Genomic DNA, 15359 nt, shown 5'->3' with positions numbered 1-15359 from the left:
CAGTCACGCGAATGCGGGATTGTGGGTTTTTTTATGAACATCAAAGGTGATAAAATGAACCAGAATAATGATCAAAATCCTCAACAAATAAATATCGAACTTGGGGAAAAAGAAGCAGAGGGTATTTACTCTAATCTTGCGATAATAACACACTCGCCGGCAGAGTTTGTTATTGATTTTACACGTGTTGTGCCTGGTGTACCAAAAGCACGGGTTTTATCTCGTATTATAACTACTCCTCAGCATGCAAAAATGTTAATGCGTGCATTGAAGGATAATCTTGATAAATTCGAATCCCGTTTTGGTGAAATTAAAATTGATGCTCAACCCACACCTCAATTCGGTTTTATAAGCAGTGATAAAAACGAAAAAGTAAATTGAAATAAAGAGGTTCTCTTTTGAGAACCTCATTTACAATCTATATCACAACTCATTTCTTACTCGAAATCATTCCTTGAGTTAGTTAAAAGAAATACCTACTTTATTTATGTAGTAAAGAACTTTTGTTTTACAATAAGTTGACTTTATGGGAGTAAATATATGAGAAGGGTAAGCATTTTTTTCACAATACTATTTCTTTTAAGCACTTCTTTATTATTAAGAGCGCAAACGCCTCAAATCAGTTTAGAAGTTTTTCAGGATTTGAGTACAGTGGATTTAGGCGCATTTTTAATCTCCAATGATCTTAGCGGCCAGCCAAGAATTTTCCAAATAACTATTATTCCAGAAGGTAAAAATGTTGTTGTTCAGGGACAAGTTAATTGGAAAATGGACTTGACCAGTGGCTTCCGCGAAATATTTAATTTCAAGACAAAAGTTTTTAAAGCGAGGAGTTTTACAAATGCAGATGTCGGTAACTCCGATATCCAGTTGCAATCGGTGAATGGAGATAAAACTCTTGCAGAAGAATTAGCTAAAAGAGGAAAACCCACCGGTGTTATTAGAATATCATTGCAGTTATATGATGACCGCGGGAATTTTTTAAACCAACTTCCTCCCCCTGGATATAGAGACTTTGATTTTTTTAATCCTGCTCAGACAATTTCTATTCTATCACCACAAAATGAAAGTTCATATGATGTTGGAAATGTTCAAGCACAATGGACTCCAGTTGCAGGTGCAACAAGTTATATAATACGCGCTTGCATATTACCGGAAGGTTCTTCGAGTCTGGAAGATGCTCTGAACAGTGGCGACCCGTTGATAAAGGATAGAGATGTGGGAGTTGCCAATGTTATTAATCTAAGTACTATTCTAGACCGTCAATGGGTTGGCGGTCAACGCATTGTTCTTTCAGTAAGCGCATATATATCAGGACCCGGAGGAGGCACTTTGTTAAAAAGTTCTCCGGTCACTTTCCTATTAGATAAATCCGGCGATAACCGGTCCGATGCAGCAAATATTAATCCGGATCTAATTCGTCTGGCAAATTTAATTTCCAATCAGGTCAATCAAGAATTTGTAGCCAAATTATCAAGCGGAAATATTTCCATGGATCAAATTCAAATTACTGATGAAAATGATCGAGCAATCACTCTATCAGACTTTTTACAGATACTTTCATTTTTGGAAACACATAAAGAAGCTGTTATTTCGATAAACTTTACTGCTAAATAGAAGGTTGATAAAACTATGAAAGCGAAAAGCTTAATCATTATTTTTATTATTCCATTTCTGCTGGGTTTTAACTCCGGCAAGAAATCAACACCCTCATCAGATACACCTGTAGCTTTGGTAAAGAAAATAGTAATAGATGTTACATATAAAAAAGGCGGGCAAAGCGATTGGGATGCTGCTAAAACCGGACTGCCTTTAAATGACGGCGATCAAGTAAAAACCGGTCCAAAGTCTCTCGCACTAATAATATTTACAGATGGCTCCGGACTTTTACGTGTTAGAGAAAATGCGATACTCAATGTTTATGGTAAATCAGAAAATAAAAAACTGAACAAAAACACCGTTCTTAACAAAGGTACGATTGGATTTGAAGTAAACAAGCAGGAAGACGAAGAATTTAAATTCACAACTCCTACTGCTGTGGCATCAATACGCGGAACAGATGGATCTCTGGAGGTTGATGATAATAATTCTACAATAATAAGATTAGATAAAGGTAAACTTGATTTTCAATCTTTAAAAGGGGACAAAAAAGAAGGTTCTCTCACGGAAGGGAATACTGCAAGAATTGATAACTCTGGGAATATAAGCATCAATCCGCAGACGCAGGCTGATAAAGACAAGAATAGTTCAATCAAAAATACTAACACAAAGAAAGTTAAGATAAAGACCAAACTTGGTGATGTGGAAATAGAGTACTACTCATCAGAAAATAAATAAATATTTTTTATAGGGTTCCTTAAACTATTTGAGGAATAAAATGAATAGAAAAAAAATAATTATTAAAGATTTTTTTGTATTCGGTCTGCTCTTAATTTTCCTACTTAATGTAAAGACTTCTGGACAGATCAGCAGCATAGTTTCGTCGGTTAAATATGGCGATGCAAAAGAGAAAACCGCTCTCTCAATTTCGGCTGAACTATTTAGTTCGGAGAATATTTCAGAAATTAATATCGCGTACAAATCATTTGGGCAAAATGAATACAAACAAGCTGAGATGTTAATTGCAGGCAATACAGCTTCAGTCACAATTCCCGCAGAAATTATTCAGCCGCCATATATTGAGTTTTATCTTGTAATAAGAATCAAAGACGGCTCTAGTCAAACATATCCGATGGATGTCGATAAAGGTGTCAATCCGCTTCAGATACCGGTTTCGGCTTTCTCACAAAAGGATAGGGAAATTAATATTATAAGTCCCGCGGATGGTGAATTGATGTCTGAAAAAGAACTATTAATATCGATTTCATTCATAAAAGCACCGGATATTGTTGATATTAAAAAAACCAAAATATTCTTAAACAATGTGGATATTTCTTCAAGCGAATTAATAGCAGGCGATTTAATTATTCTTAGCGGTGAAAATCTTGAAAATAAAATAGGCTTTGGTGCTAAATTGCTGAAGGTTGAGGTCTTTGATAAAGAGGGAAATCTATATCACACTGTTTCCAGAAGTTTTGAAACTGTATCGGTAGAAGTTGCAAAAGCTGTAGGGTCGAGATGGAAGTACAACGGTTATGCAATGGGTGAATCGAGAAGTGAAAATTTTGGTTCTACATCTGTTTGGCGTAATAATATCTCGGCAGAATTCAATGGTTCTGTAGATCAATGGAAGTTAAACGGTTATGCTTATTTAACATCGGAAGAAAAAAATAATCTGCAGCCCTACAACAGATACTCAGCATCAATACAAGGCGGAGATTGGCTCGATTTGAAAGTCGGGGATGCATTCCCGCGTTTTCCAAATTTGATAATGGACGGAAAACGAGTGCGCGGTTTTACTGGCGCTGTAAATTTAGGATTCATTAATCTACAGGTGACTTCCGGAGAGACAGTTCGTAATGTTGAAGGTACTTTGATAGAAAAGTTTACCGCGAGCAATGCGCCTTTGGGAAATGATATAATTCCAATTAGTAGCAGTAAATACAATGGTTTTTCATTTGGCAAAGTTGAACTTGGTACTTATAACAGAACAATTTTTGCAATCCGCCCTTCATTCGGAAGCGGGGAAAATTTCCAATTCGGCTTAAGTTATCTGCATTCTAAAGACGATAAAAATTCTATTGAGTTTGGCGCCCGCCCTCAAGAAAATATTGTGATCGGAACTGATTTGATGTTCGCTTTTGATAATCAGAACATCTTATTCACGTCTCAAGCGGCAGTTGATGTTTACAACAAAGATATTTCGAGCGGAAATTTAACGGATGCACAGATTGATTCTGTCTTTGGGCCGAATGGTAATTTTAATATTGATCCAAGCAATGTAAAAAAAGCCCGGGATATTCTTGGTAAATTTATAACTGTTAATCAGTATATCGGTCCATGGAACCCCCAGGAATTTTCTTCACTTGCGGCAGAAGCTGCTTTAGCACTTAACTATTTTAATAATTCTCTCCGTGCTTCGTATATCTACCGCGGCAATGAATACCAATCCTTCGGTCAATCATTTTTAAGAACCGATGTTAAGGGTGTAAACCTGGTTGATCGATTCAGAATGCTCGATAATAAATTATTCGTATCATTCGGTTACGAGAGTCTGCAGGACAATCTTCAAAAAACTAAAATTGCAACCACTACGTATCAAACTCTAAGTGCATCTGTCTCAATTTTTCCGCGGATCAATTTTCCCAACATAACAATCGGTTACAACCAATATTTGAATAATAACAGTTTGAAATCCTCAGATCCTATCAACGGACAATACGCAGTTGATGATGTAACCAATAGAATCCTTTTACAATTATCCTATGATTTCATGATGGTAGTGAAGCATAACAGTTCGCTTTCTTTTACCACGTCTACAAGAGATGATAAAAGTTTGGCAATGACAAACGCAAAATTTAACTCCACTTCTCTGAATGTAAATAGTTACTGGACTCAATCATTGATGTCATTATTCGGCTTTGTATATAGCGCGAGTGATATTAAAGGAATTCCATTCAATTATTTTACTCTAACTGTTGGCGGCAGATATCGGTTGCTTGAAAATAAATTACAGTTAACGGCAACTCTGAGCCCGAGTTTTGGAGATTATAAGAGACAAGCTCTTGAGTTCACTGCTGATTATAATGTCTTTCTGAATTTTAATTTGATGTTTCAATCAAGAATTTATAGAATTCCGGATGCATCTACTAATTCAATCGTCGGCTTAACAGCACGAGTAACAATATAACATGACGACTAATTTATGAGCGGCGGTATTAAAGGAAACAAGTTTATACAAAAATTTGCAGTTGTATTTTCCGCCGCTCTTTTCACTGTGCTTCTTACACAAGATTATCTATTTACATTCTCACAACTCAAAGAGCTGGAATTAAAACTAATTGATCAAAGATTTCTCAAAAGGGGAAAGATTGATATTGAGGATTCATCTAAAGTTTTAATTGTCAATATAACACAGGAGCTGTTTGATCAAATTCCGCCGCCATACAATACATCTCCTTTCCCGCGATTCATTTATGCAAAGGCTATTGAGAATCTGACCAAAGCAGGAGTAAAAGCCATCGGCATTGATGTTGAAATGGCAGGTCCTGATCGATTCTCTCCGTCAAATGATACATTATTGATGCGCGCTATCAGAGAATCCGGCAAAGTTGTTTTGGCGGGGAAAATTGATGAGACAACCGAGGGTTTGATTGATCAAAGGAAATCAAACGTTACAAAAATATTTGAAGATTATGGAAATATGTTTTATGGAGTTGACAGTTCAATCGGAATAGTTCAGCCACCGCCGGATTTTGATAAAGTTTTCCGCCGATATTTGCCATTTAGATATACAGATATAACTCAAGAAAGAATTCCAAGTTTTGGTTTTGCCCTGCTCAATAAGTATTATGGATTTAAGAGCAATAGAACTGCAGAAAGAAAAAATGGATTCTTCCTTCTTGGCGGGAAAAAAATTCCGCAATATGACGCGACAACTGTCTTAATAAATTTCTATGGTTCAAGCGGAACATTCCCTCACGTAAAACTAATAGATGTAATTGATGATAAAAGTTTCAAAACGATTGATGAAATTGATTCTGGTGATATCAATACTTGGGATGATCCCGGATACGGACTTCTGCAGAGCGGTAAGTTCAAAGACAAAATTGTTATCATCGGATCAACTATGCCGGAAGACAGAGATATGTTGGCTTGTTCATTTGCTGAAGGAAAGCATAAAGGAGACAATCTGATTTACGGTGTGGAATTCCATGCGAACATTATTCAAAATATTCTGAACAATGATTTTCTTTTCAACCAATCAAAAGGAAGTGAACTCTTTGCCATTTTCTTTTTAACTTTTATATCATTTTATATCTCTTCATTTATTAGAAAGATAAAGATTAAAATCGGCTTTTTAGTTGAAGTGCTCAATGTAGTTTTTATAATTCTTCTTGTCTTTGGAATTTATGAATTGAGTATTATTCTGTTCATTCAAAACAAACTTGTGATTGCAATCGTAAGTCCTTCGGTTGCGGTGATAATCGGCTACTTTAGCAGCACTGCATACCATTTCTTGCGTGAACGCCAGCAAAATGTTTTAATAAAAGGAATGTTCAGCCAGTATGTGAGCAAGCATGTTGTAAATGAACTTTTATCCAATCCGGAGAAACTTCGTCTTGGTGGTGAGCGGAAAAACGTAACCGTTTTATTTAGTGATATAGCAGGCTTCACATCATTTGCAGAAAATAAACAACCGGAAGAACTGGTCAGTTTTATTAATGAGTATCTGAATGAAATGACAGAGATTGTCCTAGCCAATGAAGGAACTCTTGATAAATATTTGGGTGATGCTGTAATGGCTTTCTGGGGAGCTCCTATTGAAGTTGAAAACCATGCTTATAAGGCTTGTCTGAGCGCGTTACAAATGCAGACTAAATTAGCGGAGATGCGGGAAAAGTGGTCGAAGAGCGGAGAAATTCCAATTAGAATTAGGATCGGAATTAATTCAGGAGATGTTATTGTAGGCAACATTGGTGGGGTGAAACGGTTTGATTATACTGTCCTTGGTGATGATGTTAATTTAGCATCCAGACTTGAAGGCGCCAACAAAGAATATGGGACAAATATTATGATTGGCGAATCCACTCATGAAAAGTGCAAAGATAAAATTCTATCTCGGCAGCTAGATGTAATTCGTGTAAAAGGGAAAAGCAAACCGACTAAAGTATACGAATTGATAAGTGTTGTTGGAGATAAAAAAGCCGAGACAGCAATAGAGGAAATGGATTTATATTTTCAGGCGATAGATTTATATCGTCAGAGAAGTTTTGATTCTGCTCAAGATTATTTCAAAAGATCATTTGAAAAACTTGGAGATTATCCATCCAAAGTTTATATGCAGCGTTGTGAATTCTACTTGAAAAATCCTCCGAGTGAAAATTGGGATGGTGTATTCGAGATGAAATCTAAGTGAGAAAGCACACTGAACAATAACCTAGTTAAAATTCTCTAATTTTTTATTTTTGTGCCCGTTTAATATTGTAAATCGCTGCAAGCAAGAAAATAAAATTAGCAAACCACGCAGTTATCAAAGGATTCAAAACACCGCTTTTGCCAAATGCTTGGCTCACTTTCATGAAGACAAGATAGATAAAAGTTATTAGCAAATTGATCCCGAACTGAATTGCGAGTCCACCTCGTCTCCGACCAGAAGAGATAGGCAGCCCGAACAGTACTACTATCACGCTAGCAAATGCAAATGCAATACGTGAATGATATTCAATTAACGTGGAAGTCGGATCATTTCCGGTTCGTAATTGTTCCTGTGCATAATTATTAAGGTCGGTTAAAGTCATTTCTTCCGGTTTACGCTGTTTCTTCATAACATCGTCTGGTTTGAAATTTAAATTCTTGAATTCCTTCATAGCAAATTTCTCAATCGTTTCGGTCGAATCTGTAAAAGTCCTTGTGATGCCGTCATATACAAACCAAGATTTTTTTGCCGGATCATATTTCATGCGGAATGCATCGGAACGGGAGACAAGCTTTGTTTTATCATTCGGATTAAATTCTTGAATGCTGATTTGATTAGCCTGTCCTTGTGAGACATCATAATAATTAATTGTTACTATTCTAGTGCTGTTGTCTTGGAAGAAAATGTTATTGCCAAAATAAACTATTCCTTTCTTCATTGAATTTTGTTCAATGAAAATTTTCTGCTTATTGGCTATCGGTACAAGATACCCGCCGAAATAGATTGAAATAATACTAATCAACAATGAAGTAATAATAAAAGGGGCCATGAATCGATAGAGACTAACACCGCTGATTTTAATTGCAGTTAATTCATTTGTGTTTGCCATTTTACCGGCAGTAAACAGGCTTGCTAAAAGAACTGATACGGGTGTCATCAAACGGATCATTTCCGGAATAAAGACAATGTAATATTGTATTATAAGATGGCTCGGTACATTCTGATCTAAAAAGTCCCCAAGGTTTTCCATTAAATCGATCACTACAAAAAGTAAAGTAAATGCAAGCAATCCGAATAGAATTGTCTGAAGAAATTGTTTCACAAGGTAGCGGTCAAGAATTTTCATCATTCTCTATCTGAGGTCCCCATGACTTAGGAATAAGTTTGTAAAAGAAATCAAAACTGATCGTAACTTTTTCTCTTGCACTTTTGATCATTAATAAAATTCCAAGAATGCCGAGAAAAATATTTGCACTCCAAATTCCCATCAAAGGCGAAAGCAATCCCCTATCTGCCAACTTTTCGCCGCCAATCAGAAATGCCCAATAAACCAAGAAGAAGATTAAACTCATCCCCGCGGCCATTCCAAAACCGCCTTTGCGCATCATAGTTCCAAGAGGTGCACCAATCAGAACAAAAATAATACATGCAAACGGTAACGAATATTTTTTGTGGATTTCAACCCAATATCTATCATACTCCTTGTCATTAGAGTCTAATCGGTAGAGTATATCATTCATAGCGCTTTCATCAGTTCGAAGTTTTTGTTGTGCTTTTAAATAAACAAATTTTCCGTTCGTATTATTATCATTCAGCCGCGAATTATTTTGATAATTAATCAACGACGTTATTTTTTTGTTGTAATCCGCGACATAATTTGATTGTATTCGCGAGATGCTGTCTGCTAGTACTTTTAGCTGCACTGCACCAAGTTCACGATCACCGCGTTGTCCTCCCGGTCCTGACTGTTCAAATGTAAATTGCTCTGCAGGCATTGCAATCTTATGCCGCTTAAACTGAAGTTTCTGGTAAGAATTTTTTTGGGTATTATCTGTTTCGTGAATCTCGCCGTTATTCAAATCCAAAATTAATTTTTTCTGATCTGGCGAGAAATAAATTTTACCTGTTGACGCTGTAACAATGTTTACTTTTGGAAGGCGGGAATAATCATAAATTGTTATCTGTTTCAATTGATTCGTGTTCTGGTCAATATCCCGTACAAGTATAGAATAGTTTGCAACTTCTTGAGAAAAAACTCCCGGAACTAAAGAAAGAGTTGGTTTTTTTCTTGAAATATCTTCTAATAAAATTCTCAGTGCATGGTTTGCATCTGGATAAATATTGTTATTAAAATGAACAAGAAAAAGTGCAATCAGTACACTTGCTAGCAGTGGGGGAATCAGCATCCTGTATAAACTTACGCCTGTTGCTTTTAGTATTGAGATTTCATTGTTCTGAGACATAGAACCAAACGCCATTAGTGTAGCAATCAGAACCGACATTGGTACAACTAGAACAACCATCCAAGCAAGACTATAAGTGACCAGCTGAATTATTATCCATGCACTTAACCCTTTTCCAACCAAGCGGTCTGCCATCTTCACCATATACTGCAGTACAAAAACAGATAGTAAAATAAAAATCGAAAATAAGAACGGGATAAGATGGTTTTTCAGTATATATTTTATAATTATCATAGGTAATTCATATACGGCTTTGAAGTCGAAATTTACCATAAATAGAAAAGAATCCAAAACCTTTACTTTAAGATCTAGATTTCATTACTTTAGTTCGGGATAGCGATTTTACATACGGAAGAGTTTCAAAAAGTAATTATCCTTCAAAAATTTTAATTTCCAAAGCAGTTTACCTCCAATGATTTCGACTAATTAAATGGTTATTTACTTGAATACAGAAATTGATAGATGTAAATTTGAAACGGAAAGTTATATTTTATTACTTACAATTGAGAAGATTGGAGGATTTAGTGGAAGTAGTCATAAATCATTTAAAAAATAATTTTAACAATTACCTGGAAGAATTAAAAGATTATTTAAGAATTCCAAGCATTAGTACGCTCGATTCACATAAAAATGAAATGGTTAAGTGTGCCGGCTTTGCTGTTCAAAAATTGAAAGATGCCGGTATGACACGTGTTGAAATTTTTCCAACAGCCGGCAATCCTCTTGTTTATGCAGAATGGCTCGGCAAACCTGATAAACCGACTGTTCTAATTTATGGGCATTATGATGTTCAACCTGCCGATCCGCTGGAATTATGGAATGATCCTCCATTCGAACCTGTAATTCGAGATGGTAAAATTTGGGCACGCGGTGCAAATGATAATAAGGGACAGCATTTTGTACATATCAAAAGTGTAGAAGCATTTTTTAAAACTATTGGGGAACTTCCTCTAAACGTCAAATTTATTCTTGAAGGTGAAGAAGAGATTGGCAGCGATAACCTTGTATTATTTCTAAAGCAAAATCAAAATTTGCTGAAGTGCGATGCTGTTTTGATTTCAGATACAAGTATGTATGCTCAAGGTGTTCCAACCATTACATATGGATTGCGCGGATTGCTTTATATGGAAGTTGAAGTGACCGGACCGGACCGCGATTTACATTCTGGTAGTTTTGGCGGCGCAGTTGCAAATCCAATTAATGAATTGGCAAAAATAATTTCAAAACTACACGATAAAAATGGAAAAGTAACTGTCCCAAATTTTTATAAAAACGTTCTTAAACTTTCCAAAACAGAAAAAGAAAATTTCAAGAGGTTAAAGTTTTCTGATAAACAATATGCAAAGGAACTTGGTGTAAAAGAATTACAAGGTGAATCCGGATATTCAACTTTAGAAAGATTATGGACTCGTCCTACATTGGATTGTAACGGAATAATTGGCGGATTTACAGAGAAAGGCGCGAAGACAGTTCTTCCATCAAAAGCGTTGGCTAAAATAAGTATGCGCCTCGTTCCAAATCAAGATCCGGTAAAACTTGCAAAGGAATTCACAAAATATATTTACTCACTTTCTCCGAAGAGCATCAAAACAGATGTGCGAACTTTACATTATGGCTATGGTGTTGTAGTTCCTTTGGAAAGTAAAGCAATTGATGCGGCTGCAAAAGCAACATCCAAAGCATTTGGCAAAAAAACTATTTTTACACGTGAAGGCGGTTCCATACCGGTTGTAGTAGATTTTGTTAACGAGCTCAAAGCCCCAGCCGTGCTAATGGGATTAGGTTTGGATTCGGATGATATTCATTCTCCAAACGAACATTTTTTACTTGAAAATTTTGAAAAAGGACTTTACGCCTCCGCTCTTTTTCTGGATGAATTTTCAAAGACTTAATTTTAGATAATGAATTTCTTTTTTACTAAACAGGATTGTACAATGAAACTCTATAAATTATTTATAGTGGTTTCTCTTTTGGGATTAATGGCACTTGCATGTACGTCCAAAAAGGGGGAAGCTGAGGGCGATGCCGCTACTTCAAGTGCTAAAGATGAGGAGCTCAGAAATTACAATATTGATATTCAAAAAGAACAGACTAAAAACCGGTTTGAGTGCGATACGATCTCTTTAAAAGAATTTATTCTCAACAATTACGAAAAAGGAACCTATCTCGTTCAGTTTGATAGAACTTACACTTTCAACGTACCGAAGGAAGCGGTGGTTTACTTTAGAGATGGCGGAAACTTTGTACTTTCAGTAATTGCGAAATCAAAACCGAGTGAACGCAACATTGAAACGCAAAATGTAGTCGGATATGAATCAAGCTATATCAATTTAGACAGCACAAAACTCGGCACCGCATTTTTCTGGCTGACTTTATTTGAATGTAAAGATGGACAGTTCGAGAGACTCTGGGAATCTGAAGTCCCAATCCATGGCGGCTTCAATCGAATTACAATTAAGAATTGGAAAGCAAAAAATATAAAGTACGTAGAACTTAATTACGAAGATGGTATTATCTCCGGTCATCGAAATTATAACTTCTTTATGGTTGATGGCTGGCGAAAACCGCCTCATCTAATGGAGACTTATGCCGGAATAGCATTAAAGAGAACTCTTGCAAATATTAACAACGATAAATTCCCGGATTATTACGAATTTCTTTTCACAAGAAATACGAGGCAAGATTCACTTTATTCTATACGCGTTCTCGATTCAATACCGTTTTATTGGAGCGTGAAGAGGGAACTTTACATTTCGGATAAAAACCCGAGATGGTCCAGAAAATATTAATCCAGTTTAAAAATGAGAAAAGAATAAAATGTTTCAGGAAAACCAGCTAATGTCATCTATTACCGATTATTTGAACAAAAGATTTCCGGATAACGTAAAAATAAATTCTGTGTTTAGAAGTTTTACTTCTGCTAAAGATGAGTTTGATTCACTGCGCAACGGAATTGGTTTAAGAGTTAACTCGGAATTGATGCTGATACAATTGAGTGGTAAAGATGTATTAGACTTTTTGCACAGAGTTTCATCAAATTCTCTAAAAGATTTAAAAGTGCTGGAAAAGAGAAATACACTCTTCTTAAATGAAAAAGGAAGATTTATAGATCGTACTACACTTATAAGTTTTGAAAATGATTTTCTTCTTATCGGTAATTCGAAAAATAGCAGACAGCTTTACAGCTGGATTGATAGATTCATCATAACAGAAGATATTACAATCAAAGATGTCTCCGGCACTTTTGTGATTGTTGATTTTATCGGGCGCCAATCGGAATCATTTTTAACTCTCTTAATTGGAAAAGAAATCAACACGCTTGATTTTACTACTGTGAGAAGATTTGATGTTGACGGTTTTACGTTTTACTTTTTTGTCGAAAAAGAAATAAATGGAATCAAGATTTACAAAGTATTAATCAACACAGAAAAAAGTGTAGATTTTATTGAATACCTTTTTAGCATCAAAAGTGTTTTCGATTTGAATCTAGTTGGTGATGATGCCTTCGACGCATTCAGAATTGAAAATAAAATTCCGGTTTATCCCAATGAAATTAATAATGAAACAAATCCTCATGAAGTAAATCTTATTCACGAAGTTAGTTTTACCAAGGGTTGTTATATCGGCCAGGAAGTTATTGCAAGACTTGATACGTACGATAAAGTGCAAAAAAGATTTTTACAAGTTGGATTGGAAGATCCAGTTTGTCCAACGGAATCATACGTTATAAATGATTCGCTTGATAATGAAGTTGGAAAGATTACAACTTTATCCAAAGCTGAACTATTACCGGAACAAAAAGGTTTAGCGATTATCAGAAAGAAAGCATTGGAAAAGGGAGCACTTTATACGATCGAATCTGATAATAAAAAGGTAGAACTAAAATTTTATGAGCTGCCGGAAGCAAAATGAAAATTTATACGAAGACCGGTGACAAAGGAGAGACATCTCTCTTTGGCGGTAAAAGAGTTCGGAAAGACGATTTAAGAATTAAAGCTTATGGAATTGTTGACGAACTAAATGCAATTCTAGGAGTTGCAGTAGCGGAAATTACTTTTGCGGAACTCAAAGATATTATTGCAGAGATACAGAATGACTTATTTACTGTAGGGTCAGATTTAGCTTCTCCGCTTGAAAACGGGAATAAAAATTTTACGATACCTCGTATTGATTCTACATTTACAGCTAGACTTGAATCATTGATTGATAAATATGATTCACAACTTCCTCTTTTGAAAAATTTTATTTTACCGGGTGGCTCAAAAGTTTCTGCAATATTACATCATGCAAGAACTGTTTGCCGGAGAGCCGAAAGAGAAGTTGTTGCGTTAACCAGAGAAGAAGGGATTAATGATCAAATAGAAGTATATTTGAATCGTCTTTCTGATCTTTTATTTGTTCTTGCTAGATTTGAAAATTTTTTGTCAAGACACCCGGATGTTGAGTGGAAAAAATGATTTTCCATTCTCAATTTTTTTCTGGGGGTGACATTGGCTTCGACGGGGTTATCAGTTCTTTGAATTGCACACCGTGTTCTCCGTAGACACGTTAAACGACGGTAAAAAAGATAAAAGGCGAATATAACTACGCTTTAGCTGCGTAATTTACGCAGCCGTTCTTCAGTTCCACTCACGCCGGGGATTGAAAGAACGCCGCTTGGCGTGATAGCTGAATCGAACTTCCGGATAGAAGAGGCGAACTAAATTTCGGAATTGTCCCGCTAAAATCTGTCTCTTGATGTTAACGGGATGAAATCAAAAAAGAGAATATGTGTGTAGAAGTTCATTGGATTATAATTTCGGACGCGGGTTCGACTCCCGCCACCTCCACTTTACTTCGTTTTGAGCTTGCGAAAAATGAAGCCGAATACGGCATAATCCCGAATTTTGGGACGAAGCCGAAAAGTTCGGCTTTAGAATGTTGTCGCTCAAAACTACGACGTAGTACTACTCTGCTATGTTTTATTACGTTTATATATTAGGGAGTATCAAGTATCCCGGAAATTATTATGTCGGCTGTGCTATTAATCTTAAAAGACGTTTAGACAAGCATAATCAAGGGGGATCGGCTCATACTTCAAAATACAAACTTTGGCAACTTACTACTTCAAGTTCATTCTCCGATACGCACAAAGCCTACTCCTTCGAAAAATATTTGAAAAGTAATTCCGGTAGAACATTTTCTAAGAAGCATTTTTAATATCTATATACTTACTAATATTTTGTTAAGGTTTTGGTGAGAAATAATTGTCCAGGTTATATATTGATATACCAAATAAATTAAAAATACTATGAAACTATTTAATAATCACAAACCAATAATAGGTATGATCCACGTTGATTCTTTACCGGGTACACCAAAATATTCTGGAAACGTCAAAGCAATTATCGATAAAGCAAAATCAGAGGCATCATTATACCGCTCGTGTGGTCTAAACGCATTGATGATAGAAAATATGCATGATGTTCCCTATCTTAATCGAATTGTTGGACCAGAAGTTACATCGCTCATGAGCATAATATTATATGAGATCAAAAGGAATTTCGAAATGCCAACCGGAATTCAGATCCTTGCCGGTGCTAATAAACAAGCAATTGCCGCCGCGCATTCTGCCGGAGCGGATTTTATACGGGCAGAAGGATTTGTATTTGCTCACATTGCGGATGAAGGTATGTTCAATTCAGATGCAGGTGAATTATTACGCTACAGAAAACAAATTGGCGCGGAGAATGTATTAGTATTTACAGACATCAAGAAAAAACACAGCTCGCACTCAATTACATCCGATACGGATATTGTTGATACAGCCAAAGCAGCGGAATTCTTTTTAAGCGATGGAGTCATAATAACAGGAAGCGCAACTGGTAAAGAACCATCCTTAAATGAAATTAAACAAGTGAAAGAGAATGTTAATATTCCGGTGATTGCCGGTTCCGGTTTAACAGAAAAGAATGTAAATCAATATTTTGAATATTGCGACGCTCTCATTATCGGATCTTATTTTAAGGTAAATGGTATATGGTCAAATCCAATTGATCCTGACAGAGTGAAAGCGTTAATGAAAAAAATAAGTTAAGCGTGATCTTTATAATAAAAAT

General features: G+C 35.9%; 12 protein-coding genes and 1 other RNA gene. 11 read left to right on the top strand and 2 right to left on the bottom strand.

Annotated features, from left to right (window positions below):
• Positions 1–54 precede the first annotated feature (54 nt).
• From NTX65_17200 to NTX65_17180, 5 genes are all read left to right on the top strand, one after another.
• The gene (locus tag NTX65_17200; protein MCX6171074.1) at positions 55–381 is read left to right on the top strand and encodes a DUF3467 domain-containing protein; all 327 of its coding nucleotides are present in this window, start codon (positions 55–57) and stop codon (positions 379–381) included.
• Between the two features lie 159 nt (positions 382–540).
• Positions 541–1617, top strand: a complete 1077-nt coding sequence (locus NTX65_17195; protein MCX6171073.1) for a hypothetical protein — start codon at positions 541–543, stop codon at positions 1615–1617.
• Between the two features lie 15 nt (positions 1618–1632).
• Complete coding sequence (locus tag NTX65_17190) at positions 1633–2337, top strand: FecR family protein (protein ID MCX6171072.1); 705 nt, start codon at positions 1633–1635, stop codon at positions 2335–2337.
• Between the two features lie 40 nt (positions 2338–2377).
• Positions 2378–4789: a hypothetical protein gene (locus tag NTX65_17185; protein ID MCX6171071.1), complete on the top strand. Its 2412-nt coding sequence runs from the start codon at positions 2378–2380 to the stop codon at positions 4787–4789.
• Positions 4790–4804: 15 nt separating this feature from the next.
• The gene (locus NTX65_17180) at positions 4805–7018 is read left to right on the top strand and encodes an adenylate/guanylate cyclase domain-containing protein (GenBank protein ID MCX6171070.1); all 2214 of its coding nucleotides are present in this window, start codon (positions 4805–4807) and stop codon (positions 7016–7018) included.
• 43 nt (positions 7019–7061) lie between these two features.
• On the opposite strand, the gene NTX65_17175 is transcribed toward NTX65_17180, so the two are convergent.
• Together NTX65_17175 and NTX65_17170 are read right to left on the bottom strand one after the other, a co-directional pair.
• Positions 7062–8147, bottom strand: coding sequence for an LptF/LptG family permease (locus NTX65_17175; GenBank protein ID MCX6171069.1), 1086 nt, complete (start codon positions 8145–8147; stop codon positions 7062–7064).
• Complete coding sequence (locus tag NTX65_17170) at positions 8131–9495, bottom strand: LptF/LptG family permease (GenBank protein MCX6171068.1); 1365 nt, start codon at positions 9493–9495, stop codon at positions 8131–8133. Before NTX65_17170 ends, NTX65_17175 begins: the two co-directional genes overlap by 17 nt.
• 290 nt (positions 9496–9785) lie before the next feature.
• Here NTX65_17170 and NTX65_17165 point away from each other — a divergent pair, with 290 nt between their 5' ends.
• The 6 genes from NTX65_17165 to NTX65_17140 all read left to right on the top strand — a co-directional run bounded on the left by NTX65_17165 (position 9786) and on the right by NTX65_17140 (position 15337).
• Positions 9786–11153 carry a dipeptidase gene (locus NTX65_17165; protein ID MCX6171067.1) on the top strand — a complete coding sequence of 456 codons (1368 nt, stop codon included), beginning with the start codon at positions 9786–9788 and terminating at the stop codon, positions 11151–11153.
• Between the two features lie 42 nt (positions 11154–11195).
• Positions 11196–12050: a hypothetical protein gene (locus NTX65_17160; GenBank protein MCX6171066.1), complete on the top strand. Its 855-nt coding sequence runs from the start codon at positions 11196–11198 to the stop codon at positions 12048–12050.
• A 49-nt stretch (positions 12051–12099) separates the two neighbouring features.
• The gene (locus NTX65_17155) at positions 12100–13173 is read left to right on the top strand and encodes a hypothetical protein (GenBank protein ID MCX6171065.1); all 1074 of its coding nucleotides are present in this window, start codon (positions 12100–12102) and stop codon (positions 13171–13173) included.
• Positions 13170–13718 carry a cob(I)yrinic acid a,c-diamide adenosyltransferase gene (locus tag NTX65_17150; GenBank protein ID MCX6171064.1) on the top strand — a complete coding sequence of 183 codons (549 nt, stop codon included), beginning with the start codon at positions 13170–13172 and terminating at the stop codon, positions 13716–13718. The genes NTX65_17155 and NTX65_17150 overlap by 4 nt, the downstream gene beginning before the upstream one ends.
• 23 nt (positions 13719–13741) lie before the next feature.
• Positions 13742–14093: a transfer-messenger RNA gene (ssrA, locus tag NTX65_17145) on the top strand.
• A 458-nt stretch (positions 14094–14551) separates the two neighbouring features.
• Positions 14552–15337, top strand: coding sequence for a BtpA/SgcQ family protein (locus NTX65_17140; protein MCX6171063.1), 786 nt, complete (start codon positions 14552–14554; stop codon positions 15335–15337).
• Positions 15338–15359 lie beyond the last annotated feature (22 nt).

The organism is Ignavibacteriales bacterium (assembly GCA_026390795.1).
Taxonomy (GTDB): domain Bacteria; phylum Bacteroidota; class Ignavibacteria; order Ignavibacteriales; family Melioribacteraceae; genus Fen-1258.
Note: the sequence above shows the minus strand (reverse complement) of the source record. Positions and strands in the feature narration are given on the sequence as shown.

Bases quoted from the DNA above. Each gene is read 5' to 3' on its own strand.
- NTX65_17175 (MCX6171069.1), bottom strand. From the start codon at position 8,147: ATGATGAAAATTCTTGACCGCTACCTTGTGAAACAATTTCTTCAGACA.
- NTX65_17140 (MCX6171063.1), top strand. From the start codon at position 14,552: ATGAAACTATTTAATAATCACAAACCAATAATAGGTATGATCCACGTT.
- NTX65_17185 (MCX6171071.1), top strand. From the start codon at position 2,378: ATGAATAGAAAAAAAATAATTATTAAAGATTTTTTTGTATTCGGTCTG.
- NTX65_17155 (MCX6171065.1), top strand. From the start codon at position 12,100: ATGTCATCTATTACCGATTATTTGAACAAAAGATTTCCGGATAACGTA.
- NTX65_17200 (MCX6171074.1), top strand. From the start codon at position 55: ATGAACCAGAATAATGATCAAAATCCTCAACAAATAAATATCGAACTT.
- NTX65_17180 (MCX6171070.1), top strand. From the start codon at position 4,805: ATGAGCGGCGGTATTAAAGGAAACAAGTTTATACAAAAATTTGCAGTT.
- NTX65_17170 (MCX6171068.1), bottom strand. From the start codon at position 9,495: ATGATAATTATAAAATATATACTGAAAAACCATCTTATCCCGTTCTTA.
- NTX65_17195 (MCX6171073.1), top strand. From the start codon at position 541: ATGAGAAGGGTAAGCATTTTTTTCACAATACTATTTCTTTTAAGCACT.
- NTX65_17160 (MCX6171066.1), top strand. From the start codon at position 11,196: ATGAAACTCTATAAATTATTTATAGTGGTTTCTCTTTTGGGATTAATG.
- NTX65_17190 (MCX6171072.1), top strand. From the start codon at position 1,633: ATGAAAGCGAAAAGCTTAATCATTATTTTTATTATTCCATTTCTGCTG.
- NTX65_17150 (MCX6171064.1), top strand. From the start codon at position 13,170: ATGAAAATTTATACGAAGACCGGTGACAAAGGAGAGACATCTCTCTTT.